Raw genomic sequence first — 24,771 nt, forward strand, 5'->3', positions numbered from 1 at the left:
TTAAAGCTACGAAGATACTTAATCCTTATCGAAAAATTGTAAATTCGCAACATGGATTTTTCGTCGAAATTATTAGAAAATGCAGTAAATGAAGTAAGCAGATTACCGGGTATTGGTAAGCGTACTGCACTTCGTTTGGTGTTACATTTATTAAAACAACCGAAAGAAAATACGAAGTATTTGGCAGAGGCTTTAACGCATTTACGAAATGATGTAAAATCGTGTAAAAAGTGCCATAATATTTCAGATACAGTGTTATGTGATATTTGTAGTAATCCGAAGCGAAATGCTGAGATTGTATGTGTAGTGGAGGATATTCGTGATGTAATGGCGATTGAAAACACAGCACAATATAGAGGTTTGTATCATGTGTTAGGAGGGAAGATTTCTCCTATTGAAGGAATTGGTCCTCAAAACTTACAGATTGAATCATTAGTAGAAAAAGTAAAAGAAGGCGAAATTAAAGAGTTGATTTTTGCTCTGAGTTCTACCATGGAAGGTGATACCACCAATTTTTATATTTACAAACAGATAGAAAAATACGGAGTAACTACATCAACCATTGCTAGAGGAATCTCAGTAGGGGATGAGTTAGAATATGCAGACGAGGTTACACTAGGTAGAAGTATTGTGAATAGGATACCTTTTGAGCAGTCTATAAAGGGATAAAAAAGCGAAGTTTTATAAGTTAATTTAGGTTATGGTTTATGTTTTTTATGGTTGAGAATTTTTCTATGTAGCTAGTTAATCTTTTGTGTACTTTGTTTAACTCCGTGATGTTTAATTCTAAAAAATCATGTTGTTTATTTAGAGATTCTAATAATTTAATTGCACTTCTATTTTTTGCTAATGTGTCTCTGAAGTATATAAATTCTTCATTTATATGAACAAGAAATGAAGCTTTGATTGGGGCTTCAAGAGTTGATTTATTTATGTTGTTTAGGATAGTGGAAAATATCAACATACTTCCTGACATTTTAATCAATATATTATATGTAATATAATAGAGGCGATTAATTTCGTTTTTAGTTTGCCTTTTAATCTCATCTTCGTTATCAGTTTCTAAATAATAAGGTTTAACATAACCAGCTTTATATAGATCATTATAAGGATAACTTGTAAGGGAAAAATTATAAAAATCTCTAATTAGTTGCTCGTTTGCGTTAACAAATTTATCATATGATTTATGAAAATCTTCAATAAGTGATTTTATGAAATTGTAGCTAGTTTCTGTGCTTAAAAGCTTGTTAGCTTTTACTTGTTCTCTAAAAGAAATCCAAACTAAAAATGCAGCTAATAAATTAACAAATGGAGCAGTTATACCGCCAATGGTATCTCCAATAGCCCCTGTGTCAGCATTGAATACTACTCCTGAATAGCCTTTAGTAAAAATGTATGGTGTAAGGGCTATAAAAATAACAGCAATGGTTAAACCTATGTACAGGTAGATGTGTTTGTTTTCTTTTTTCATGTAATAACTTTCTTTCAAAAAGTATTATTCGTCTAGCTTTTTATCTTCATCCATCAATTCTTGTTCATATTTATCCCATGATTTTTTAGCTCTTACTTTTTTATAATAACGAATGCCAATCATCAATAATACGCCAAATAAAATAATTCCTACAACGCCCCAAATCCAGTTGATAGCACTTTTTAAAACGACTAAAAATACAACAGCGAATAAAATTACAGTTGGAATTTCATTAAATATGCGGAGTTTATTAGGTGTGTATTTAATCTCATCACGTTGTAGTTCTTTGTATATTTTATGGCAAAATCCGTGGTAAAAATATAGCGCTAATACAAAAGCTAATTTTACATGCATCCAAGGCATTTTTAAGTAATAAGGATTTTTATATAGCATCCAAAAAGCAAAGAAACTAGCTAAAAATAGAGAAGGCCAAGTAATGATATACCATAAACGTTTAGACATTAACTTGTATTGTGTTTGTAATATAGACTTGGCAGGTTCGTCTTTTTTTTCTGCTTCTACATGGTAAATAAACAGACGACCTATATAAAATAATCCGGCAAACCAAGTTACTACAAATATAATGTGTAATGCTTTTACGTAATAAAAATCCATGAGTTTTAATGTTTGAAAGTTGTAAAATTACAAGTTTTTAATTTTGTTAACTTATAACTTGAAAGAGATTATCACGTCGTTATCGCTTCTCATAATGACAGTTTTTGTGTCATTGCGAGCCTTTCGACTGTGGCTCAAGAGAAGCGAAAGCGTGGCAATCTGTTAATTGTTTGTTGTTAACTGAAATTCATTAATCCATCCAGCTAAAACATCTACCCATTCATCATTATCATTAATACAAGGAACGGTGTGGAACTCTTCACCACCAGCTTCCAAAAATTCATGTTTGCCCTCCATTGCTATTTCTTCTAAAGTTTCTAAACAGTCAGATACAAAAGCAGGAGTTACAATAGCTAATTTTTTAATGCCATCTTTTTCTGCTTTATTTACAATAGTTCTGTCGGTATACGGTTGTAACCAAGGATCTACTCCTAAACGAGATTGGAATGACGTTGATACTTTACTTTCATCTAATCCTAATTCAGAAATTACATTTTTAGTGGTTTGATAACATTGATGACGGTAGCAAAACTTGTGTGCTTCAGAAGGAGTGTTGCAACAACTTAAATTTCCTGCTTCAGGATTACAGTGCGATTTTGTAATGTCAGATTTTCTGATGTGACGCTCTGGAACTCCATGATAAGAGAATAAAATATGGTCATAATCTTTATCAGATAAATAATCTTTTATGCTATTAGATAGTGCTTTTATATATTCTGGTTTGTTATAAAAAGCAGGGACATCGGTAATTTTCATGTTAGGAAAGAATTCTTTTCTTAACTCTTCAGCTAATACCAAAATAGTTTCAGTAGTTGCCATGGCAAATTGAGGATATAACGGAACTAATAAAACTTCAGTAACACCTTTGTCGTGTAATTCTTGTAATCCACTTTTAATTGAAGGGTTTCCATAACGCATTGCTAAGGAAATAGGAAGTTCTGTTTTTGCTTGTACTTTGTTTTGTAAACGTTCTGATAATACAATTAAAGGAGAGCCTTCTTTCCACCAAATTTTTTGATAGGCTTCAGCTGATTTTTTTGGGCGCGTATTTAAAATAATACCTTTAACAATAAATGTTCTTAGCCAGTAAGGAACGTCAATAACACGTTCGTCCATTAAAAATTCTCCTAAGTATTTTTTTACGTCTTTAGGGTTTGTGCTTTCTGGTGAGCCAAGGTTTACTAATAAAACTCCTTTCATACTATTTCAAGTTCTTTTCTTTTAACTGATTTGTCGTTTCGTATAATGCGATAGCTAAACTGTGAATTACATTCATGCTAGAATTTCTTCCGTACATTGGTATAGCAACTGTTGCGTCTACTAAATTTATGTTTTCTATACCGTTTCTTTCGCTACCCAAAAGTAATACAATTTTAGAATGTGTACAGAAATCGTAATCGCTAATATCTATGCTTTCATCGGTAATTTCAATTCCAATAATAGTGTTTCCTTCTTCTTTTAATTGATGGATAAGTTGTTCGAAATTGTTATACGTATTATGTGATATTTGTTGAATTGTATTTCGAGCAGTTTTTTTTACAATTCTATTATCTACAGAAGGAGAGCTTTCGTGTAAATATATTTTAGATACGCCAAAACTTTCTGAAATTCGAAAACACATTCCTATATTTTCAGGAGTACGGATAGTATCACAAACAATGGTTACAGGAAATTCTTGTTGGTTATTTTCTATATCGTAATGAGTAAGTTGTTTCATTTTGTAAGATTATGAGTTTTTAATTTTTTTCTACTGTTGTAAACTCATTACATATTGTTTAGGGGTAGTGCCAAACTTTTTTTTAAAAGCAGCAATAAAATGACTAGAAGTACTATAACCAACCTGTAAACCAACTTCGTTAACATTATATTGGTTACTTTCTAATAGTTTTCTAGCATGATCCATTTTATAGTCAAACAAAAAGCTGTATACAGTATCTCCATAAATTTGTTTGAATCCTTCTTTTAATTTTTTTAAGTTTAAACCTACTTCGTTAGATAAATCTTGTAAACTAGGAGGCTCACTCATTCTAGCAATGATTATATCTTTTGCTTTTCTTATTTTTAAAACTTCACGATCATCCACCAAAAAAGGACAATATTCTTCGTTGGTGTTTTCACCGCTGTCAAAATGTAAACTCAATAGCTCGTATGTTTTTCCTTTTATATAAAGGTCTTTCATAGAGCTTTGGTTTTTCGCTGTTAAAATTTGTTGAAGTACAAATAAAACATTAGCACTTATTTCTGCGTTGTCGTAATATTTTTTATTTTTATTATTTTCACTTAAAAAAGGTATATAACTAGCTTCTTTAGAGAAAAGAGCGTGAAACTTTTCAATAGAAATTAAAACTGAAACCAAAGAGGTTTTAGGTAGTATTTCTAAATTGATAGGTAAATCTTGTTGTGGGTTATATAGGAAAATTGAATGTTTGTCTAAAACATTAAAAGTATAACTATTGTTATTGAAGTTAAACTTACAATTACCTTTAACACAGTAGTGTAGTTGTATGTATGAGTTGTCTATATCTCTTTTAAAAAACTCCGTTTGGTCAGAATTGTTTTGAAATTTTAGGACAAAAAAACCTTTTTCTATAGAAATTTCTCTAAATGTACTTTCTGCGATGTTTTTTGACATGAATTTAGTGGTTTACGTAAAACTTGTTATTTAGAATGGTTCTAAAATAAAATGTTTTCCCTAGTCTATTTTACTACAAAAATACACTTTTAAAGAAGTTTTTAGGGGGTTTTTAAGTGAAAAAACAAATAGCGACATTAAAAGTTCTTTTAGCGATACTTTTTTTTGTTCAATATTTATATTTTTGACCGACTTTTTTGAAGAAGACTCAATGATAGTAGAAAACAAACATCATAATAATTTATACAATATAGGCGTTAGTTATAAAAAGGCTGATGCTTTGATTAGGGGGAAATTTAGTATTTCTAAAGAAAATCAAATACAACTTTTAGAAGAAGCCAAGCAAAGAGGTATAGACGGAATTTTTGTGTTGTCTACTTGTAATCGAACAGAAATTTGTGGTTTTGCAGAACATCCTTTTCAGTTAATAAGCATGTTGTGTAAATACTCAAATGGTTCGGTAGAAGAATTTGCAAACGTATCAAACGTATACAAAAACAAAGAGGCTATTAACCACCTTTTTAGAATGGGAACAGGGTTAGATAGCCAAATTTTAGGTGACTACGAAATAGTAGGGCAGTTGCGTCAGGCATTTAAACAAGCTAAAGAAGTAGGAACTACAAATGCTTATTTTGAGCGTTTGTTGAACCATGTAATGCAAGCAAGCAAGCGAGTTAAAAATGAAACTAAGTTAAGTTCAGGTACCACTTCAGTATCTTATGCAGCTGTTCAATACTTAATTAATAATTTACCAGATTACAACTCGAAAAATATTTTAGTATTTGGATTAGGTAAAATGGGAAAACATACCTGTAAAAACCTAGCAGAATACACACAAAATAAATCGGTAAGTTTAATTAATAGAACTGAAGAAAAGACTTCAGCATTTGTAAAAGAACATAATTCTATTAGAAAAGCGTCATATGCAAATTTAGCAAAGGAGGTTTCAAATAGTGATGTTCTAATTGTTTCTACAGGAGCTAGTTTTCCTACGGTTACAAAAGAACATGTTTCAACAGATAAGGAATTATTGATTTTAGATTTATCAATGCCAGCAAATGTGTCAAAAGAAGTGGCAGGTTTAGAGAATGTAACAATGGTAAATGTAGATGATCTTTCCAAAATAACTGATGAAACATTAGCAATACGCCAACAAGAAGTACCATTAGCAGAGGCGATTATTGAAACTCATAACCAAGAATTTCAAGAATGGTTAAATCATAGAAGATTTACGCCAGCAATTACTGCTTTAAAAGAATCATTACAAAATATTCAACAAGGAGAAATAGCCTTCCATAAGAAGAAAATTAAAAATTTTGATGAAGAACAGGCAGAAATATTAACATCAAGATTTATTCAAAAAATAACCACACAGTTTGTTAAACACTTAAAAGACGAAGAAACTTCGGTAAATACAAGTATTGAAGTAATGGCTAAAGTGTTTGGAGCAAATTTAGAAACCATCCATGCAGAAGATAATTAGAATAGGTACCCGCGATAGCCAATTGGCTATGTGGCAAGCAAGAAAAGTTCAAAAACTTTTAGAAGAATTAGGCCATCAAACTCAATTAATCCCCGTTAAAGCAACGGGTGATTTAGTTTTAGATAAACCCCTTTACGAATTAGGAATTACAGGGATTTTCACTAAAAATTTAGATATCGCTATGTTGAATGACGACATTGATATTGCAGTACATTCTATGAAAGATGTTCCTACAGTATTGCCAGAAGGTATTATACAAGCAGCTGTTTTAAAACGTGCTAATTATAACGATATATTGTTGTTAAAGGACAATGAAGAGTTTATGGCGCAACCCAACGGAGTAGTTGCTACAGGTAGTTTACGTAGAAAAGCCCAATGGTTAAATCGTTATCCAACTCACAAGGTAGAGGGTTTACGTGGAAATGTAAATACACGCTTGCAAAAGTTAGAAAGTAATGACTGGAACGGTGCTATTTTTGCAGCAGCAGGATTGGAACGTGTAGGTTTAAGACCTAAAGGAGCTGTTAATTTGTCTTGGATGATTCCTGCACCAGCACAAGGAGCTATAATGGTTACAGCTTTAGATGAAAATCAAGAAATAAAAGAAATTTGTGCTAACCTAAATGATAAAGACACTGAAATTTGTACAGGTATAGAGCGTGAGTTTTTAAATCGTTTAGAAGGAGGGTGTACAGCACCTATTGGTGCATTAGCTTTTATAAATGAGAAAGAAGAAGAAATTAACTTTAAAGGAGTTTTACTAAGTAGAGATGGTAAAAAGAAAATTGAAGTTAGCAAGAAAGTAAAAGTAGGAAAACATAAATATATAGCAAAAGATTGTGCTAATTACGTGATAGATAAAGGAGGGAAGCTAATTATGATGGAAGACGAAGGAATTGAAAAACAGTTTTCAATCTATTCGACAAAAAAACTATCAGAAGCACAAAAAAAACTATTACCAACAAGCATGAATGTTCAGGATAGTGATTTTATTAAAATTCGTTTTAATAGAATTGCTCCTAAAGTAGTTAAGGAAGAAATAGAAAATGTAATTATTACTAGTAAAAACGGAGTAGAAGCATTACTAAACTCATTTACTTCAGATGAATTACAATTTAAAAATATTTATTGTGTTGGTAGAAGAACCAAAAAGTTAATTGAACAACGTATAGGAAAAGTAACACACTCAGAAAGAAATGCTAAGAAACTTTCTGATTATCTATCAAAAGAATTAAAAGGGCAGGAGGTAACTTATTTTTGTAGTAATCTACGTTTAGATACTTTACCACTTATCTTAAAAGCAAAGGGCATTACTGTAAATGAAGTAGAAGCTTATAAAACAACGTATAGTCCAGCAAAAGTTAATGAAAAGGTAAATGGAGTGTTGTTTTATAGCCCATCAACAGTAGAGAGTTACATGGAAAAAAATACTGCAGATAAAATAGCCTTTTGTATTGGAGATAGTACTGCTAACGAAGCAAAAAAACATTTTAAAGAAGTACAAATAGCAAAATTACCAACAGTAGAAAGCGTTTTGGAGTTGGTTAATTTACATTTTGTAAAGGAATAGAAATGAAGGGAATGTTTTATTTTATGTGTTTTTTGTTTCTTTTTAGCTGTAAAAATAAAAAGACAGAAAAACTTATATATCCACGTCAAATAGGAGATATTGGTTATGATGTAAAGTTAGACAGTCCAAGTTTTATTCCATGCAACGGAAATGATAAAATATTTCAATACTTCAATAATGGCAAAGGTTTAGAGTATAAAGGAAGTAAAAGAGAAATAGAAAATTTATTTAAAAAAAAGTATACTCATATAAAAGTGGATGAAAGCGGATTGATAAGGATTCGTTTCATTGTTAACTGTAAAGGAGAAACAGGTAGGTTTAGAGTTATACAAATGAATAATAACTACGAACAATTTACTTTTGATAATAGAATCACTAATCAGCTATTGATGTTAACTCAAAGCTTAAATGGCTGGAAAACAAAACAAGATGGTCGAGATAGAGAAATAGATTATTATCAATACTTGATATTTAAAATTGAAAAAGGAAACCTTATTGAAATTTTACCATGAGATCTATTATAATATGTTTGTTAAGTTTTTTTGCGAGTAATACTTTTACTCAAAACTGCAATGCATACAAATGGGAAGGGGAGATTAAAAAATATGAGGCTTGTAAAAAACAAAAAGAAGCCTATCAATTTTATCAGTTCACCAAAGAGTATCAAGAATTATTAGATGAAGCCATACACATAGATTCTACTTATGATAAAGCTTATTGGGCTAAGTCAATTGCATATTTAAAAAGTGGAGATTTTTTATCATGGAAACCATTAATTGACAAGGCTGTAGAATTAAATCCTAAAATGCATTTAGGTTATAGAGGATGGTGTAGATATCAATTTTTTAGAGATTATAAAGGAGCTATAAAAGATATAGAACAATATGAAAAAATTATAAAAGATGATATAGGTTACTGTCAAAATGGAGACTATCATTTACGAATAGCAAAAGCAATTTGTTATAAAGCAGTTGGAAAAAAAGATAAGGCAATTAAAATAATAGAGGATTATTTAAAAGATAATAACGAAGAACCTGATCTGTACAACTATTTTCATCTAGGAGTTTTGTATTTCGAAAAAGGAAATTATAATAGAGCTTTAAGTAACCTTATGAAGCAAAAGGAGAATAATAATTTAGCAGATAATAGGTACTACATAGCAATGTGTTATAAAAAAAAGAATAACCTCAATAAGTATAAAGAAATAATATTAGAAGCAAAGAAGTTATTTGAAGAAGGATATTTATTAAATGATCCATACACTCATCACTATGATAAGGTGTATTTGTCTCAAATAGAAGAGGAAATTAATAAAAGTAAAAGATTTACCCCTTAAACTTTTAAAAAGAAAATTAATGTTTAGAACACGAAGACTAAGAAAAACAGAAAACATCCGTCGATTAGTTAGAGAAAATAAGCTTTCGGTAGATGATTTTGTATACCCATTATTTATTGAAGAAGGAACAGGCATTGAAACCGAAATTCCATCAATGCCAGGAATCAATCGTTATTCATTAGATACTATTTCTAAAGAATTAGATGAAGTTGTAGCTTTAAAAATTCCAGCAGTATTGTTATTCGGTATTCCATCTAAAAAAGATGATGAAGGGACTGAAACTTGGAATGATAACGGAATTATGCAACAAGCTATCCGATTCATAAAAAAGAATTACCCAAGTTTATATGTAATTACTGATGTATGTTTTTGTGAATATACAAGTCATGGTCATTGTGGAGTTATACACGATAATGATGTAGATAACGATGCAACTCTAGTTAACTTAGCAAAACAAACCGTATCACATGCGAAAGCTGGAGCAGATATGGTAGCACCATCAGGAATGATGGACGGTGCTATAGCTATGATGCGTGAGTCGTTAGATAATACAGGTTTTGCGAACTTACCAATCATGGGATATTCTGTAAAATACGCATCAGGATTTTACGGACCTTTCAGGGAAGCAGTTGATTCAGCACCGTCATTTGGAGATAGAAGAACTTATCAGATGGATCCTTCTAATAGAGATGAAGGATTACGAGAAGCAACTTTTGATGATGAAGAAGGAGCAGATATTTTAATGGTAAAACCAGCACTATCGTATTTAGATATCATAAGAGATTTAAAAAATAATTTTGATAGACCTATTGCTTGCTATAATGTAAGTGGAGAATACTCAATGGTAAAAGCAGCAGCCGAAAAAGGTTGGATTGATGGTGAAAAAGTAATGATGGAGAGCTTACTTTCTATGAAAAGAGCTGGAGCAGATATTATCATAACCTATTTTGCCAAAGAAGCAGCTAGAGTTTTAAATAGATAATTAAAAAATGAGTTAATCAACTAAAAACTCATAATTAACAACTAATAATTAGCGAAGAATGAGCTTTAAGAAATCACAAGAATTATATAACAAAGGATTAGAAAACTTAGTAGGAGCAGTAAATTCACCAGTGCGTGCATTTGCATCCGTAGGAGGGAATCCTTTATTCATAAAAAAAGCGAAAGGAAGTAAGATTATTGATGTAGATAATAATTCATACATTGATTTAGTGTTGTCTTACGGTCCAATGATTTTAGGACACCGCCATAAAAAAGTAGAAAAAGCTATTAGAAAAGCGTTGAAAAATGGGTATTCTTTTGGAGCATCAACAAAAGGTGAAATTAAATTAGCAAAAATTGTTTGTGATGCTTTTCCGGGAATGGATAAAGTACGCTTTGTAAATTCTGGTACAGAGGCTGTATTAAGCGGAATTCGTTTGGCGAGAGCGTTTACAGGAAAAGATAAAATTATAAAGTTTTCAGGTTGTTATCACGGGCATCAAGATGCTTTATTAGTAGCTGCAGGTTCTGGTTTAGCTACGTTGAGTTTACCAGGAAGTAAAGGAGTGCCAGAAGGAGCTGTAAAAAATACGTTGATTGCAAATTACAACGATTTAGAAAGTGTAAAAGCACATTTTGAAGCTCACGATGATATTGCAGGAGTTATTTTAGAACCTATCGCTGGAAACATGGGAGTGGTAACTCCACAAAACAATTTCTTAAAAGAGTTAAAAGAGTTTCTAAACTCAAAAGGAGCCTTATTAATTATTGATGAGGTAATGACAGGTTTCCGTTCTAAGTTTGGCGGAGCTCAAGAAATATTAGGTGTTGAAGCTGACATTACTTGTTTAGGAAAAGTAATTGGAGGAGGTTTTCCAGTAGGAGCCTATGGAGCACGTAATGAAATTATGGAAACAGTAGCCCCATTAGGAGGAATGTACCAAGCAGGAACATTGAGTGGTAACCCAATTGCCATGGCAGCAGGAATTTCAACCTTAACAGAATTAAAGAAGCAAAATCCATATGAAAAGTTCAATGAGATAGCTCAAATTATTGAGGTATTCTTACTAGAATCAGCAAAAAAGCACGGAGTTGAAATTACAGTTAACCGATTTGGTTCGATGATTAATCCATTCTTTACTAATAAAAAAGTAACCAACTTTGAAGATGCACAAACTTCAGATACGAAGAAATATGCAACTTTCTTTTGGGAAATGACTAAAAATGGGGTGTTTTTACCTCCAAGTCAGTTTGAAGCTTGGTTCTTATCATCAGCATTAACAGAAAAAGATATTCAAGAGATAGCTAATGCCATTGATAAGTCGATGGAAGCAGTATCAAAAATGTAGAATAAATAATTGTCATTACGAGGAAGAATGACGTACAGATAGACATGATAAAAAACGATTTATTTTTAAGAGCATTAAAAGGAGAAACAGTTGATCGTCCACCAGTATGGATGATGCGTCAAGCAGGAAGGTATTTGCCAGAGTTTATGGAAATTCGAGAAAAGTACGATTTCTTTACACGTTGTAGAACTCCAGAATTAGCATCAGAAATTACAGTACAACCAATTCGTAGATACGGAATGGATGCTGCAATATTATTCTCAGACATTTTAGTAATTCCACAAGCAATGAATATTGAAGTGGAAATGAAACCAAATTTTGGACCTTATTTACCAAACCCTGTAAGAGACAAAAAAGGATTAGATAGTGTAATTATACCTGATATTCATGAAGAATTAGGCTATGTAATGGATGCTATTAAAGCAACTAAAGAAAAGCTGAATGATGAAATACCATTGATAGGTTTTGCAGGGTCTCCATGGACAATTTTATGTTATGTTGTACAAGGACAAGGGTCTAAGAATTTTGATAAGGCAAAAGAATTTTGTTTTACGCAACCAGTTTTGGCACACGAATTGCTTCAGAAGATTACAGATACCACAATTGCTTATTTAAAAGAAAAGGTAAAAGCAGGTGTGAATGCTGTACAAGTTTTTGATTCTTGGGGAGGAATGTTATCTCCAACAGATTATCAGGAGTTTTCATGGCAATACATTAATCAAATAATAGAAGCATTAAAAGATGATGCACCAGTAATAGCTTTTGGTAAAGGATGTTGGTTTGCCTTACATGAAATGGCACAATCAAATGCTTCAGCTTTAGGAGTAGACTGGACGTGTTCAGCAAGAAACGCACGCTATTTAACAGGAGGAAATATTACATTACAAGGTAATTTTGATCCTTCAAGATTATTGTCTCCACCGGCCGAAATAAAAAAGATGGTACACCAAATGATAAATGAGTTTGGTAAAGACAAATATATTGTTAACTTGGGGCACGGAATTTTACCAAATATACCGATAGAGAATGCAAAAGCATTTATAGATGCGGTAAAAGAGTATAAAGCCGACAGATAACCCCTTTTAAATAATTAAAAATGAAGAAATTATCTTTTGTTTTGATGTGTTTTTTAACGACTGTTATTTTCGCACAAAATAAAACGTATTACAATTTTGCAGTAAACAATTGTGTAGAAGAAAGTGCCGAAGGTTTGATTGATAAGTGCATTAAAGGCTCTTATTTGTTAAATTATAACTTTACTACAATTGACAGTAAAACAGTAAGTACAGACAAAATTAACAAGCCAATTGTATTGATAGCTAATGCTACTTGGTCGGCTCCTTGCTGGGGAGATGTACCAGCCCTAAACAAAATGGTAGAAAAATATAATAATCAATTGGAGTTTATTATGATTTTCTGGGATAAGGAAGCTAAAGTTAAAAGAATGGCTGAAAAGTTAGATAAGAGAATTAAGCTTGTTCCTGCAAGAGATATTGATAAAGTTCAAAAAGGATTTTTAGATATCAGTGGGTTTGTTCATAAGTTAGACTACCCAACAGCATACTTAATAGGTAAAGACAAACAGTTTGTTAATGTTAAAAGAGGAGCTGCAACACCAACAAAAGAAGTAGGTTGGGATAAAGTTAACGAAATAAATACCAAAAACTTTGAAGATTTTTTAGCACCAATATTAAAATAAATCATTTGAAATAATATTACTAGTAACCTCTTTCTTTATTGAAAGAGGTTTTTTATTTTCACACAAAAAAAGATATGATACAAAATATTGTAAAAGGAATTAAAGCCTATTTTGGTGCTTTCGGAATGATTTCAAAACTAAAGCTATGGAAGTATTTTATTATTCCAATGTTTATAAGCCTATTAACAGCAACGTTTATTGGTTTTATGGCCTATACATTTTCAGATAATATTGGTCATTATGTAGCCAATTTCTGGAAATGGGAGTTTGGTAAAGAAACCTTTGAGGTTATCAGTACTTTTATAAGCGGATTACTTATTGTGGTAATAGGTTTGGTATTGTATAAACATATTGTAATGGCTTTATCTGCGCCTTTTATGAGTCCAGTTTCAGAAAAAATTGAAGATCATCTTAGAGGAGAAGACCATACACATAGAATAACTTCTTTTCAAGAGCAATTAATTAGAGGTATACGAATAAACCTTAGAAATTTAACTAGAGAGCTCTTATTGACAATCCCTATCTTATTATTAGGTTTTATTCCTGTAATTGGTATTATTTCAACGATATTACTGTTTTTAATGCAAGCATATTATGCCGGTTTTGGAAATATGGATTATACCTTAGAACGTCATTTTAAATACAGAGAAAGTATCAATTTTGTAAAAGAAAATAAAGGGCTAGCTATAGGAAATGGAGTGGTATTTATGTTGTTTTTATTAATTCCTGTTATCGGAGTAATTTTGGTATTACCACTATCAGTAACCGCAGCTACTACAGAAACTATTAAGAAAATACAGCTTAAAAAATTACCAGAATAAGTACTTTTGCACGTCAATAGAAACAAACACATGAAAGAACAATTTTACGCCTACATTCAAGAATTACAAGATACCATAACATCAAAACTGGAAGCAATAGATGGTAAAGCTAAGTTTCAAGAAGATTTATGGAAGCGTGTTGAAGGAGGAGGAGGTAGAACTCGTGTAATTGAAAATGGGAATATTTTTGAAAAAGGTGGCGTAAATATATCTAAAGTATTTGGAGAGTTACCAGAAGCATTAAGAAAGCAGTTTGGAGTAGAAAGTGGAGATTTCTTTGCCTGTGGACTGAGCTTGGTAATTCACCCGAAGAATCCATTTGTACCTACAGTACATGCTAATTGGCGTTATTTTGAAATGTATGATGGTGAAGGAAATATTGTTACCCAATGGTTTGGTGGTGGACAAGATTTAACTCCGTATTACTTATTTGAAGAAGATGCGGTACATTTTCATGAGGTATGTAAAGGAGCTTGTGATAAGCATCATCCAGATTTTTACCCAAAGTTCAAAGAAACTTGTGATAATTATTTTTGGAATGCGCATAGAAATGAAGCACGTGGCTTAGGAGGCTTGTTCTTTGATTATTTAAAAGAAACAGAAGAGTTTTCAATGCAAGATCGATATGATTTTGTAACTGAAGTAGGAAATAGCTTTTTAAACTCCTATGTGCCTATTGTTGAGAGAAGAAAAGACATTGCCCACACTCAGGAGCATAAAGATTGGCAGGAAGTTCGTCGTGGTCGTTATGTAGAATTCAATTTAGTACACGATAGAGGAACCTTATTTGGTTTAAAAACCAATGGACGTATCGAAAGTATTTTAATGAGTTTACCACCAACAGTACAGTGGAAATATAATCACCATCCAAAAGAAGGTTCTGAAGAAGCAAAATTATTAGAGGTATTGACAAAACCTAAAAATTGGGTGTAAACATTTCTTTTTAAAATAAATACAAAGGAAAAAAGACAAAACAGATAAAGTTTTGTCTTTTTTTGTTAGATAGAAAATTAATATTAAAAATAAAATAGTGCTTAATAATTTTAATTAGGTTAAAGAGTTCAAAAATAGAATTTTGAGTAAAGAAACAATAGTTTAATTAGATATTAGAGTATTCGTAATGATATTCTATGTTTACAGAGATAACAATAATCTATTTATTGTTTTTTATAGTTGAATTGAGGATAATTTAATCGATAAAGAAAAAATCAAAAATATTTAACGTATAAAACCATGAAAAAATCGTTGCTTTTTAGTAACTTCGCAAGCGTTTAAAATTATACACTATGGCTAGATACGAATTGAAGTTGCCTAAAATGGGCGAAAGTGTTGCAGAAGCAACAATAACTTCTTGGGTAAAAGAAGTTGGAGAAACTATTGATATAGATGATACCGTTGTTGAAGTAGCTACAGATAAAGTAGATAGCGAAGTACCTAGTGAAGTTGAAGGAACTTTAGTTGAAATCTTATTTGAAAAAGATGCTGTTGTGCAAGTAGGTGAAACTATTGCAATTATAGAAACAGAAGGAGAGGAAGGAGCAACAGCTGATGCGTCTAAGAAAGAAGAAGTTAAACCAGAAACTGTAGCTGCTGTAGAGAAAACTGTTGAAGTAGCTAAAGAAACAGTAGCGACTACGATTGATACTTCATCAAGCGATCGTTTTTATTCACCATTAGTTAAGAGTATTGCGCAAACAGAAGGAATATCTGTTGAAGAGTTAGAAAACATAAAAGGAACTGGCAAAGAAGGAAGAGTTACTAAGAATGATATTTTATCATATTTAGAAAACAGAGGAAGTCAGCCAGAAGTTGTAGCTCCAGCTTCAACAGAAAAGAAACCAGTACCTCAGTCAGCACCAGCACCAACTCCTGTTTCGTTAAGTGGTCAAGATGAAATTATAGAAATGAGTCGTATGGGGAAATTAATCTCTAAACATATGGTTGACTCTATTCAAACATCAGCACACGTACAATCGTTTATTGAAATTGATGTAACTAATATTGTTAATTGGAGAAATAAGGTTAAAAAAGCCTACCAACAAAGAGAAGGAGAAAAGTTAACATTTACACCAATATTTATGCAAGCTGTTGCTTCTACAATAAAGAAGCATCCAATGATAAACATTTCTGTTGATGGAGATAAAATTATTAAAAGAGGGAACGTAAATTTAGGAATGGCAGCTGCCTTACCTGATGGAAATTTAATCGTACCAGTAATTAAAAATGCTGATATGTTAAATTTGGTAGGTATGACAAAGCAAGTAAATGATTTAGCTACTAGAGCTCGTGCTAATAAGTTAAAACCGGATGAGATTCAAGGAGGAACTTATACAGTAACGAATGTTGGTAGCTTTGGAAGTATTACAGGTACACCAATAATTAACCAACCTCAAGTAGCAATTTTAGCTTTAGGAGCTATTGTTAAAAAACCTGCAGTAATTGAAACTCCAGAAGGAGATTTTATAGGAATCCGTCATAAGATGATTGTATCACATTCTTATGATCATAGAGTAGTAAATGGAGCTTTAGGTGGTATGTTTATAAAAACATTAAAAGAAATTTTAGAATCTTGGGATGTAAATCAAGATTTTTAAGAAAGAAGAAATAATATTTTAAAAGGCTTAGGTATTTACCTAAGCCTTTTTGTTTCAACTATGTTGATTATTTAACTATTAATATTTTTATTGATACATTTTGAGAGTACAGTTTACCAAATATTAAGGCTTGCTTGAAGAATCTAGGAGTTTATTGAGAACTCTTATTTTTTATGAAAATACCACCAATTCATATCTCGTGTTAGTCGATATCCTAATTTTTCATAAAGCTTAATTGCAGGATTTCCTTTATTAGTATGTAAAATAGGATGTTTTCCAGCTTTTAAAATTTCTTTAGTAACATGTTGAGAAAGTTGTTTAGCCAATCCTTTTCTTGTATGTTCAGGATGAGTAACTACAGCACTAACTTCAATAAAGTTATCAGTTTGCATACGTTGTCCAGTTACAGCAACAAGTTTGTTATCCTTAAAAATCCCAAAATACTTTCCCATATCAAAAGTTCTTTTTCTATAATAACCAGGCATTACTAACCATACAAGGTTATAAATTTCATCAACATGTTCTTCAGTTAACGGAATTATTTCTTCAATAATATCAAAATCAGTTAAGTCTTCAAGTATCATTTGGCAACCATCAATCTTTTTGTATAGAAGAATTTTGTCTTTGTCATAAGTAGGTGTTTTATTTTCAGAAACTAAAAAGAATTTATCTGTAAGCTTTGCATATTCATTTAGAGCATACGTTGTTTTTGAAGCCTCAGTAAAAGCACCAAAAGGACAAATAGTAGGATTATAAAACTTTACACTATTATAATTAATAGCTAATTTTTCATGTGTTTCACACAACGAATGCCAAACAGGATTTTGAAGTTTGTTATTCATTATAAATATTGGTTAAAGCAGTATTTAAGTTTGAAAAAATAAAATTATAAGCATTACTTGTTTTCTCATAGGAAATCCTACTTCCTTTTAATAAAATATAAGCCATTTCACCTAAAGCTATTTTCAAAATAAATGAAGGAGCATTCATGGGAAGTACAGGTTTATTAATAACCTTTCCTAGTAGCTTTGTAAAACTTTCATTAGTCTGATGTTCGGGAGCAACAGCATTATAAACTCCAGTAAAACCGTTGTCTTCTATCGCTTTTGTATACAGTTCACATAAGTCATGAATGTGAATCCAAGGTATATACTGTTTACCATTTCCTAAGGCAGATAGAAACAAAGGAGTATTCATCTTTTGTAATGCACCACCATTTTTAGAAAGTACAACACCAGTTCGTAAAATGGTTACAGGAATATCTATTTGTTCGAATTGAAGAGCAGCATTCTCCCATTTTACACAAATTTTAGAGATAAAATCATTTTCAGGTTTATCATTTTCTGTATAGATTTTATTAGAAGTAATTGCTCCATAATATCCAATACCAGAAGCAGAAATAAATTTCTTGATGGATATTTGATACTCTTGTATTTTATTAAATAGTAAAGAAGCTGTTTTTACACGGCTATCAATCAATTCTTTTTTTCTTTCATTAGTCCAACGTTTATCAGCAATTCCAGCTCCTGCCAAATGAATAATATAACTTACATTATTAAAAGCATCTTTATCAATAAAGCCTTCTTTAACATTCCAACGAAATTCGTTACTCTTTTTTGGAGTTCTGGTAAGAATGTTAACCACATGCCCTTTACTAGTTAACCTTTTTGTTAACTCTTTTCCGATTAAGCCAGTTCCTCCTGTAATTAATATAGTTGCCATAGTACTCAAAAATAAACATTCATTTTTAAAAAAGAGGAGAGTAGGAGAAAGATTATAAAAAAAATAATCATCAAATACCTAGTAAAATTAAGACTTATGAATCTTTTATAAAAAAAAGTTAAAAAAATAAAAACCGTCATCACCATTTTCTCGTAAGTAAGGTAGAATGAGTAATTAACTTTAAAATTTACAACCATGAAAAAAATGAAATTAATTATTGGAGCCGGTGCTTTAGCATTAATAGGTTTAGTCTTATTAGCAGCCGATCACATTGATGCTCCAGATGTAACAGGAGGCTCAAGTGATATTACAGACTTTTACGCTTTTCAAGGAGAAAATACGAGCAATCTTGTGTTTGTAGCAAATATTCAAGGATTACTAAGTCCTTCAGCTACGGCAGCAGCAAGTTTTGATGAAAATGTATTAATTGAGTTTAATATTGATAATACTGGTGATAATGTTGAAGACTTGGTAATTCAAGCAATTCCTAGAGATGGTAAAATGTACTTTTTTGGTCCATACAATCCATCAACTACTGGTTTAAGTAGTACGTTACCACAAGATGGATCAGAATATGGGGTTTCTATAACTCCTTATGGATCTAGTGCTATTATTGGTAGTAAGGGAGGAATGCAATTTTTTGCAGGGCCTAGAGACGATCCTTTCTTTATGGATTTTGCACAATACGGTGAAATTATAGCTGGAAATGCAGGTGGTTTTAACGATCCAGGAGCAGATACTTTTGCTGGAACAAATGTATTATCAGTAGTAGTAGAGGTGCCAAAATCTATGATTGGAGGCTCAGGTACTATTAATACTTGGGTAGAAACTAAAACGAAGCAGTAAAAATCAATCAACTTTAAAATTCAAAGACATGAAACTTAACAATATAAAAATTTTAGCAATTTCAATTCTATCAATCTTTGCCTTAGCAAGTTGTAGTGATGATGATAATAACATGCCACCAATGGCTTCTATTGACTTCTCGGGAAGTTACATGCAAAAAGACCAAATGGGTAGACCAGCAGTAAATACAGTATTTGTAAATAGCGATATGAAAGATGCGTTTAATGTAACAATACCGTCAGAACAAGGAGCAAATTTTGCTGCAATGTTTGAAACAAATTTAAAAGCGTTAAGCCCAGCATATGCAAATGACGGAGATACCAATGCATTAGGTTTAGATGCAGCAACTTTTGCGAGTGTTTTAGCTACCGATGTATTAACCGTTTCATTAGATGGAACAACAACTTTTTATGATGGAACAAATGTGTTAACAGGTAGAGCTTTGGCAGATGATGTAATTACCGTTGAATTATTATTGATTTTCGGAGGCGAGGACTTTTCTGAAAATCCTACATTATCAGATGATAATGTAGATGGAAATGATAAAGACTTCTTAAGTTCTTTTCCATATTTAGCAAGTCCTTGGTAAAATGGGGAGACTAAACCTCCTGGGGTTAAAATTGGTTGCTTTTTAGCAACCAATTTTTAAACAAATTATTAACTAAAAATCCTTCTAAAATGAAAACTATAAAAATAATTATTTGTGCTATTTTAAGCAGCACAATATTAAGTTGTACAACTTCAAAAACAACAAAAGTAGCTAACCAAGAAGAGTATAATAAATATCTACAAAGTACAACCACCACTTCAGAATCGTTAGCTCAAAAAGAACTAGATTTTTGGCAGAAAAAACTAAACAATCAGCCAACGCAGTATCCATATTTAAGTAAAATAGCAAAGGCTAATTCATTACTTTTCTCAGAAAAAGGAAATATTTCTTATTTGATAGAAGCTGAAGAAAAGCTGTTAAAAATCAACCAAAAAACAAATTATAACAAAGCTTCACATTTACGATCATTAGCAAGAAACTATATTTCTCAACATCGATTTAAAGAATCGTTAGAATTATTAAAAAAAGCAGAAGTAAATGGAGAAAACCTAAATGCTACTCAAAAAATGTTGTTTGATGTTTATTTAGAGTTAGGAGAACCTGAAAAAGCTTCAGAATACTTAGCAGAAATTGAAAATTATGCTGACTTTGATTATCTAATAAGAGTTTCTAAATGGCATGATTATAAAGGAGACTTATCTTCAGCAATTCGTTTTATGGAAAAGGCCATGAAAAAAGCAGAAGAAGCTAATAATAAAGATTTAAAAGCATGGAGTTATACTAACTTAGCTGACTTTTATGGACATAATGATCAAATAAAAGATTCTTATAAATTATATTTAAAAGCATTAGAACTAGATAACAGTAACGCGTATGCAAAAAAAGGTATTGCTTGGATAGTATATTCTCATGATAAAAATCCAGATGAAGCACTCCGAATTTTAGATATCATAAGTAACGAACATTCTTCTCCAGATTACTATTTATTAAAGGCAGAAATAGCCGAGTTTAAGAATAATTTAACAATAAAAGAAAGTAATATAGAGGTATATTTATCGGCTGTAAAAAATAGCTCATATGGTGTAATGTATAATCAGCATTTAGCTAAATTATATTTAGAAGAATTTAATGACACATCTAGTGCGTTATCATACATCGAAAAAGAAATTGAGAGTAGGTCTACGCCACAATCTTACGATTTACTAGCCTGGTATTATTACAAAAATAAAGACTTTAAAAAAGCTTTAGAAGTAATTAATACATATGTAGTAGATAAAACTTTCGAGCCCGAAATACAGTATCATATAGCTGAAATTTACAAAGCAAATGGAATTAATGATAAAGCTATGGCTTTAAAAGAAGAGTTATTAGATAGCTCTTTTGAGTTAGGTCCGTTGATGACAGAAAAAATTTTAAATATATAACCAAACTTCAGTATTTTGAAAACAAAGATTTTATTTTTAGCATTATTGCTAGGTAGTTACCATGTATTTTCACAACAATTTAAAGGAAAGGTATTAAATACCAACAAAAAGCCTTTAGAGAATGTATATGTATATAATACTATTAGTAACAGCCATACACACACAAAAGTTAATGGAGAATTTATCTTAGATAATTCAAAAGTAGGAGATATTATTGAATTTGGAATTCTAGGATACAAAAAAATCAACTTAGAATTAGGTAGTGACGATCTAAGCTCTCCAAAAACAATTATTTTAGAAATGAAAAGTTTTTTGTTAGATGAGATGGTATTATCTAACAAGAGAGATCCATTACAAACAATTGTAAGAGTTGATTTAGATAAAAAACCAGTAAGTTCATCTCAACAAATATTACAACGAGTACCAGGACTTTTCATAGGTCAACATGCTGGTGGAGGAAAAGCGGAACAAATATTTTTAAGAGGTTTTGATATTGATCACGGTACAGATATAGCGTTGTCGGTAGACGGAACACCAGTAAATATGGTTTCTCATGCACACGGACAAGGGTATAGTGATTTACACTTTATAATTCCTGAAACCATCGAAAAAATTAACTTCGGAAAAGGACCTTATTACGCTAGTAAGGGAGACTTTAATACAGCCGGATATGTAGATTTTAAAACAAAAACATATTTACAAAACAGTCAAGTTGAAGTAGGCATAGGTCAGTTCAATACTTTTAGAACTTTAGGAATGTTTAATTTGTTAGATAAAAACAATACAGACAATGCCTATGTAGCTATTGAGTATTTAGAAACAGATGGCTTTGTAGAATCTCCTCAAAATTTTAGTCGAATTAATATTTTCACGAAGTATAGAACCTTTTTAAAAGATAATAGTAGTTTATCATTATCAGCTTCACATTTTACCAGTAAATGGGATGCTTCTGGGCAAATACCACAAAGAGAAGTTGATAATGGAAATATTACTCGTTATGGTTCAATTGATGATACTGAAGGAGGAACAACATCAAGAACAAACATAAACTTAGAGCACTCAAAAGTTTTAAAGAACGATGTTAGCGTAACTTCAAATGTTTTTTATTCAAATTATAATTTTAATTTATTTTCAAACTTTACCTTCTTTTTAGATGATCCTGTGAACGGAGATCAAATAAAGCAAACTGAAAACAGAGATGTTTTCGGGTTCAATACACAGTTTAAAAAGAAAACTCATATATCAAATACACCAGTAGAGTTAACTTTTGGAACAGGTTTACGTGCTGATATTGTAGATAACTTAGAGTTATCGCATACACTTCAAAGAAAAGAAATTTTAGATCGAATTCAATTAGGAAAGGTAAATCAAACTAACTATTATGCTTTTGTAAATAGTGAGTTTGAGTTTGGAAAATTTATGGTGGCACCAGCTTTACGTTTAGATTATTTAAAATTTAACTACAATGATTATTTACTAGATGAATACAAAACGTTTTCTGAATCACAAGTAGTAGTTAATCCTAAGATAAATGTTACTTATACTCCAAATGAAAAAATTCAATGGTTTTTAAAATCAGGAATAGGCTTTCACTCAAACGATACTAGAGTAGTAGCTACACAACCTAATAGGAAAACATTACCTAGAGCTTATGGTGTTGATTTAGGAACTGTTTGGAAGCCAACCTCAAAAATAGCTATAAATACAGCATTATGGTACTTACTTTCAGAAGATGAGTTAGTATATGTTGGAGATGCTGGTATTGTAGAGCCTTCAGGAGAAGCACAGCGTTATGGTATTGATTTAGGTCTTAGATATCAGCTAACAGATTGGTTATATCTTGATAGTGATGCTACTTTTACAAAAGCAGAAAGTGTTGACGATTCGTCAGGAGAAAACAATATTCCTTTAGCTCCTAAAGTGACTGTAACAGGGGGATTATCAGTAAATAATTATAAGAACTTTTCAGGAGGAGTTCATTACAGATATATAGGTGATAGACCTGCAAATGAAGATAATTCAATAGTAGCAGAAGGTTATTTTGTTACCGATGCGAATATTAGCTATAAAATAAATAATATAACACTAGGTGTAGCGTTAGAAAATATTTTTGATGTAGCTTGGAATGAAACACAGTTTGCTACAGAATCAAGGTTGCAAAATGAACCAAATTCTGTAGAAGAAATTCATTTTACACCAGGAACTCCGTTTTCTGCAAAAGCCACCATACGATATTCTTTTTAAAGATAATGATAGTCCGGGGGGGCTTGATAAGTTGTCATTTTTTAGAAGGATTAATGGCAACAAAAATATAGCCGCTTTAAGCGGCTATATTAATTTATAAAATAGATTATTATACTGCACCTAGAGTATATAATTGTTCTAAAGTAGGAGTTTCGCTACCACCTGCTGGCTCAAGAGTAATACCAAAAGCTTGTGAATCATTAGGATTGTTAATAGTAAATATTTTACTATCACTAGCAGTAAAGTTATCTATAGTACCTAAACTAGTTGGAGATAACGGATCAAGTTTTAAAGACCATACTTGGTATACTTTTCCTTCTGGTGGATCAGGTAAACCTTGAACATCTAAGAAAATATTTTTAGAGTTTTTATTCCAATATACCTTTGCATAGGCTTCAGGATATACTTTTTGTCCTTGTAAAGGAACTGTAACTATATCTTTACTTCTTATTACTGCTAAAAGTTTTTTGTTTTCAGCTAAATTAGCATTAGTTTCATCTAACTGAATTTCATATTGTTCTTTAGCTTCATTAATAGTGTCTATTTGCCCTTGTAAATTAGCACTCTTATTTAACGATAAAATTAAAGTACTACCAACTACTAAAGCAGCAGCCCACCCTGTATAAGTTACCCAATTATTTTTTGATGTTCGTAAAGGAATTGTTTTAGCTGAATCTTCTTTTTCTTGTAACATTTTTATTAAAACGTCTTTAAAAGAATTTTTAGCATCTTTAGGAGCAACATGAGAAGTAAGAATAGAAATTGATTTTTCAATTTCTTTTACTTCTTCTAAAATCTCAGGATATTCCATCATCAAACTATATACTTGCTCATTTTCTTTATCAGAAAGAGCACCAGCTATATATAGTTCTAATATTCCAGATTCTATGTGTTTGTTTGTAGCCATTATTTAAGCATAAGTCTTAATTCGTTAATACAATTTCGGCTTCTAGTTTTTACAGTACCAAGAGGTATTTTTAAACTTTCAGAAACTTCCTTTTGTGTAAAGCCTTTAAAATAAAGAAGCTCTATAACTTTGATACAAGTGTCTTTTAACTTGTTTACAAAGTTTTTTATACCAATTGCATCAGTTTTAGAGTCCAAGCTATCGTGGTTCTCTAATATATCTACGAAAATTTCGGCATCAAGGTTTTTAGAACTGTTTTTAAAGTTTCTAGACCTTGTTTTATCAATAGCTGCATTTCTAGCAATATTGATAATCCATGTAAAAAAACGTCCTTTTTTCTCAGAATAAGAGTTTGCGTTATTCCAAGCTTTTATAAAAACATCTTGTGTTATTTCTTCAGCTATTGCTTGATCTCTAACAATATTAAAAACTACACCAGTAACGCTTTGTTTGTACATTTCGTAAAGGCTTTCAAAAGCTTTTACATCTTTGTTTTTAAAATTTTTAATGAGGGATTCTAGTTGCAT

Annotated in this window: 25 protein-coding genes; 16 read left to right on the forward strand and 9 right to left on the reverse strand. The window is 31.2% G+C overall.

The annotated features are described in order from the left end of the window. Positions 1-51 precede the first annotated feature (51 nt). Positions 52-669 carry a recombination mediator RecR gene (recR, locus tag ABHQ57_RS12330; protein ID WP_167714022.1) on the forward strand — a complete coding sequence of 206 codons (618 nt, stop codon included), beginning with the start codon at positions 52-54 and terminating at the stop codon, positions 667-669. 19 nt (positions 670-688) lie between these two features. On the opposite strand, the gene ABHQ57_RS12335 is transcribed toward recR, so the two are convergent. The 5 genes from ABHQ57_RS12335 to ABHQ57_RS12355 all read right to left on the reverse strand — a co-directional run bounded on the left by ABHQ57_RS12335 (position 689) and on the right by ABHQ57_RS12355 (position 4,718). Then, on the reverse strand, positions 689-1,471 hold the full coding sequence (locus ABHQ57_RS12335; RefSeq protein WP_167714021.1) for a hypothetical protein: 783 nt from the start codon (positions 1,469-1,471) through the stop codon (positions 689-691). A gap of 24 nt (positions 1,472-1,495) precedes the next feature. After that, positions 1,496-2,086 carry a CopD family protein gene (locus tag ABHQ57_RS12340; RefSeq protein ID WP_167714020.1) on the reverse strand — a complete coding sequence of 197 codons (591 nt, stop codon included), beginning with the start codon at positions 2,084-2,086 and terminating at the stop codon, positions 1,496-1,498. Between the two features lie 162 nt (positions 2,087-2,248). Further along, on the reverse strand, positions 2,249-3,286 hold the full coding sequence (hemH, locus tag ABHQ57_RS12345; RefSeq protein ID WP_167714019.1) for a ferrochelatase: 1,038 nt from the start codon (positions 3,284-3,286) through the stop codon (positions 2,249-2,251). A 1-nt stretch (position 3,287) separates the two neighbouring features. Then, positions 3,288-3,803, reverse strand: coding sequence for a TrmH family RNA methyltransferase (locus ABHQ57_RS12350; RefSeq protein ID WP_167714018.1), 516 nt, complete (start codon positions 3,801-3,803; stop codon positions 3,288-3,290). Between the two features lie 30 nt (positions 3,804-3,833). Beyond that, positions 3,834-4,718: an AraC family transcriptional regulator gene (locus tag ABHQ57_RS12355; RefSeq protein ID WP_047789684.1), complete on the reverse strand. Its 885-nt coding sequence runs from the start codon at positions 4,716-4,718 to the stop codon at positions 3,834-3,836. Between the two features lie 211 nt (positions 4,719-4,929). On the opposite strand from ABHQ57_RS12355, the gene hemA reads away from it, so the two are divergent. The 11 genes from hemA to ABHQ57_RS12410 all read left to right on the forward strand — a co-directional run bounded on the left by hemA (position 4,930) and on the right by ABHQ57_RS12410 (position 16,551). Continuing rightward, entirely contained in the window at positions 4,930-6,201 is a 1,272-nt protein-coding gene (hemA, locus tag ABHQ57_RS12360) for a glutamyl-tRNA reductase (protein ID WP_239180229.1), read from the forward strand. Continuing rightward, positions 6,185-7,771, forward strand: a complete 1,587-nt coding sequence (gene hemC / locus ABHQ57_RS12365; RefSeq protein WP_047789685.1) for a hydroxymethylbilane synthase — start codon at positions 6,185-6,187, stop codon at positions 7,769-7,771. The genes hemA and hemC overlap by 17 nt, the downstream gene beginning before the upstream one ends. A gap of 2 nt (positions 7,772-7,773) precedes the next feature. Further along, positions 7,774-8,283, forward strand: coding sequence for a hypothetical protein (locus ABHQ57_RS12370; protein ID WP_073183160.1), 510 nt, complete (start codon positions 7,774-7,776; stop codon positions 8,281-8,283). Further along, positions 8,280-9,107: a tetratricopeptide repeat protein gene (locus tag ABHQ57_RS12375; protein ID WP_389863821.1), complete on the forward strand. Its 828-nt coding sequence runs from the start codon at positions 8,280-8,282 to the stop codon at positions 9,105-9,107. The genes ABHQ57_RS12370 and ABHQ57_RS12375 overlap by 4 nt, the downstream gene beginning before the upstream one ends. 19 nt (positions 9,108-9,126) lie before the next feature. After that, positions 9,127-10,089 (forward strand): porphobilinogen synthase, encoded by a 963-nt coding sequence (gene hemB / locus ABHQ57_RS12380; RefSeq protein ID WP_047789688.1) that lies wholly within the window; start codon positions 9,127-9,129, stop codon positions 10,087-10,089. Between the two features lie 58 nt (positions 10,090-10,147). Further along, positions 10,148-11,437, forward strand: coding sequence for a glutamate-1-semialdehyde 2,1-aminomutase (gene hemL / locus ABHQ57_RS12385; RefSeq protein WP_389863823.1), 1,290 nt, complete (start codon positions 10,148-10,150; stop codon positions 11,435-11,437). A gap of 44 nt (positions 11,438-11,481) precedes the next feature. After that, positions 11,482-12,513: a uroporphyrinogen decarboxylase gene (gene hemE / locus ABHQ57_RS12390; protein ID WP_047789690.1), complete on the forward strand. Its 1,032-nt coding sequence runs from the start codon at positions 11,482-11,484 to the stop codon at positions 12,511-12,513. A gap of 20 nt (positions 12,514-12,533) precedes the next feature. Beyond that, positions 12,534-13,136, forward strand: a complete 603-nt coding sequence (locus ABHQ57_RS12395; protein WP_082118662.1) for a thioredoxin family protein — start codon at positions 12,534-12,536, stop codon at positions 13,134-13,136. Positions 13,137-13,210: 74 nt separating this feature from the next. Further along, the gene (locus ABHQ57_RS12400; protein ID WP_047789747.1) at positions 13,211-13,957 is read left to right on the forward strand and encodes an EI24 domain-containing protein; all 747 of its coding nucleotides are present in this window, start codon (positions 13,211-13,213) and stop codon (positions 13,955-13,957) included. Positions 13,958-13,987: 30 nt separating this feature from the next. Next, positions 13,988-14,890: an oxygen-dependent coproporphyrinogen oxidase gene (gene hemF / locus ABHQ57_RS12405; RefSeq protein ID WP_167714013.1), complete on the forward strand. Its 903-nt coding sequence runs from the start codon at positions 13,988-13,990 to the stop codon at positions 14,888-14,890. Between the two features lie 353 nt (positions 14,891-15,243). Further along, positions 15,244-16,551, forward strand: a complete 1,308-nt coding sequence (locus ABHQ57_RS12410; protein ID WP_167714012.1) for a dihydrolipoamide acetyltransferase family protein — start codon at positions 15,244-15,246, stop codon at positions 16,549-16,551. A 164-nt stretch (positions 16,552-16,715) separates the two neighbouring features. On the opposite strand, the gene ABHQ57_RS12415 is transcribed toward ABHQ57_RS12410, so the two are convergent. Continuing rightward, entirely contained in the window at positions 16,716-17,393 is a 678-nt protein-coding gene (locus ABHQ57_RS12415; protein WP_167714011.1) for a GNAT family N-acetyltransferase, read from the reverse strand. Continuing rightward, positions 17,386-18,273: a TIGR01777 family oxidoreductase gene (locus tag ABHQ57_RS12420; protein ID WP_167714010.1), complete on the reverse strand. Its 888-nt coding sequence runs from the start codon at positions 18,271-18,273 to the stop codon at positions 17,386-17,388. Before ABHQ57_RS12420 ends, ABHQ57_RS12415 begins: the two co-directional genes overlap by 8 nt. Before the next feature lie 195 nt (positions 18,274-18,468). On the opposite strand from ABHQ57_RS12420, the gene ABHQ57_RS12425 reads away from it, so the two are divergent. The 4 genes from ABHQ57_RS12425 (at position 18,469) to ABHQ57_RS12440 (ending at position 23,337) form a co-directional block, all read left to right on the forward strand. Beyond that, positions 18,469-19,119 (forward strand): DUF4331 family protein, encoded by a 651-nt coding sequence (locus ABHQ57_RS12425; RefSeq protein ID WP_281980232.1) that lies wholly within the window; start codon positions 18,469-18,471, stop codon positions 19,117-19,119. Positions 19,120-19,147: 28 nt separating this feature from the next. Beyond that, positions 19,148-19,708 (forward strand): DUF4331 family protein, encoded by a 561-nt coding sequence (locus ABHQ57_RS12430; protein ID WP_167714009.1) that lies wholly within the window; start codon positions 19,148-19,150, stop codon positions 19,706-19,708. Between the two features lie 89 nt (positions 19,709-19,797). Beyond that, positions 19,798-21,093, forward strand: a complete 1,296-nt coding sequence (locus ABHQ57_RS12435) for a cell surface protein (RefSeq protein WP_167714008.1) — start codon at positions 19,798-19,800, stop codon at positions 21,091-21,093. Between the two features lie 15 nt (positions 21,094-21,108). Continuing rightward, a complete protein-coding gene (locus ABHQ57_RS12440; protein WP_167714007.1) occupies positions 21,109-23,337 on the forward strand; it encodes a TonB-dependent receptor domain-containing protein in 2,229 nt (742 codons plus the stop codon). Positions 23,338-23,446: 109 nt separating this feature from the next. Here ABHQ57_RS12440 and ABHQ57_RS12445 read toward each other — a convergent pair whose 3' ends face one another. Together ABHQ57_RS12445 and ABHQ57_RS12450 are read right to left on the reverse strand one after the other, a co-directional pair. Next, positions 23,447-24,244, reverse strand: a complete 798-nt coding sequence (locus ABHQ57_RS12445; RefSeq protein WP_159490762.1) for an anti-sigma factor domain-containing protein — start codon at positions 24,242-24,244, stop codon at positions 23,447-23,449. Continuing rightward, positions 24,244-24,771, reverse strand: coding sequence for an RNA polymerase sigma factor (locus tag ABHQ57_RS12450; protein WP_159490764.1), 528 nt, complete (start codon positions 24,769-24,771; stop codon positions 24,244-24,246). The genes ABHQ57_RS12445 and ABHQ57_RS12450 overlap by 1 nt, the downstream gene beginning before the upstream one ends.

It is taken from the genome of Tenacibaculum sp. ZH5_bin.1, assembly GCF_042865525.1.
In the GTDB taxonomy this organism is placed as follows: domain Bacteria; phylum Bacteroidota; class Bacteroidia; order Flavobacteriales; family Flavobacteriaceae; genus Polaribacter; species Polaribacter mesophilus.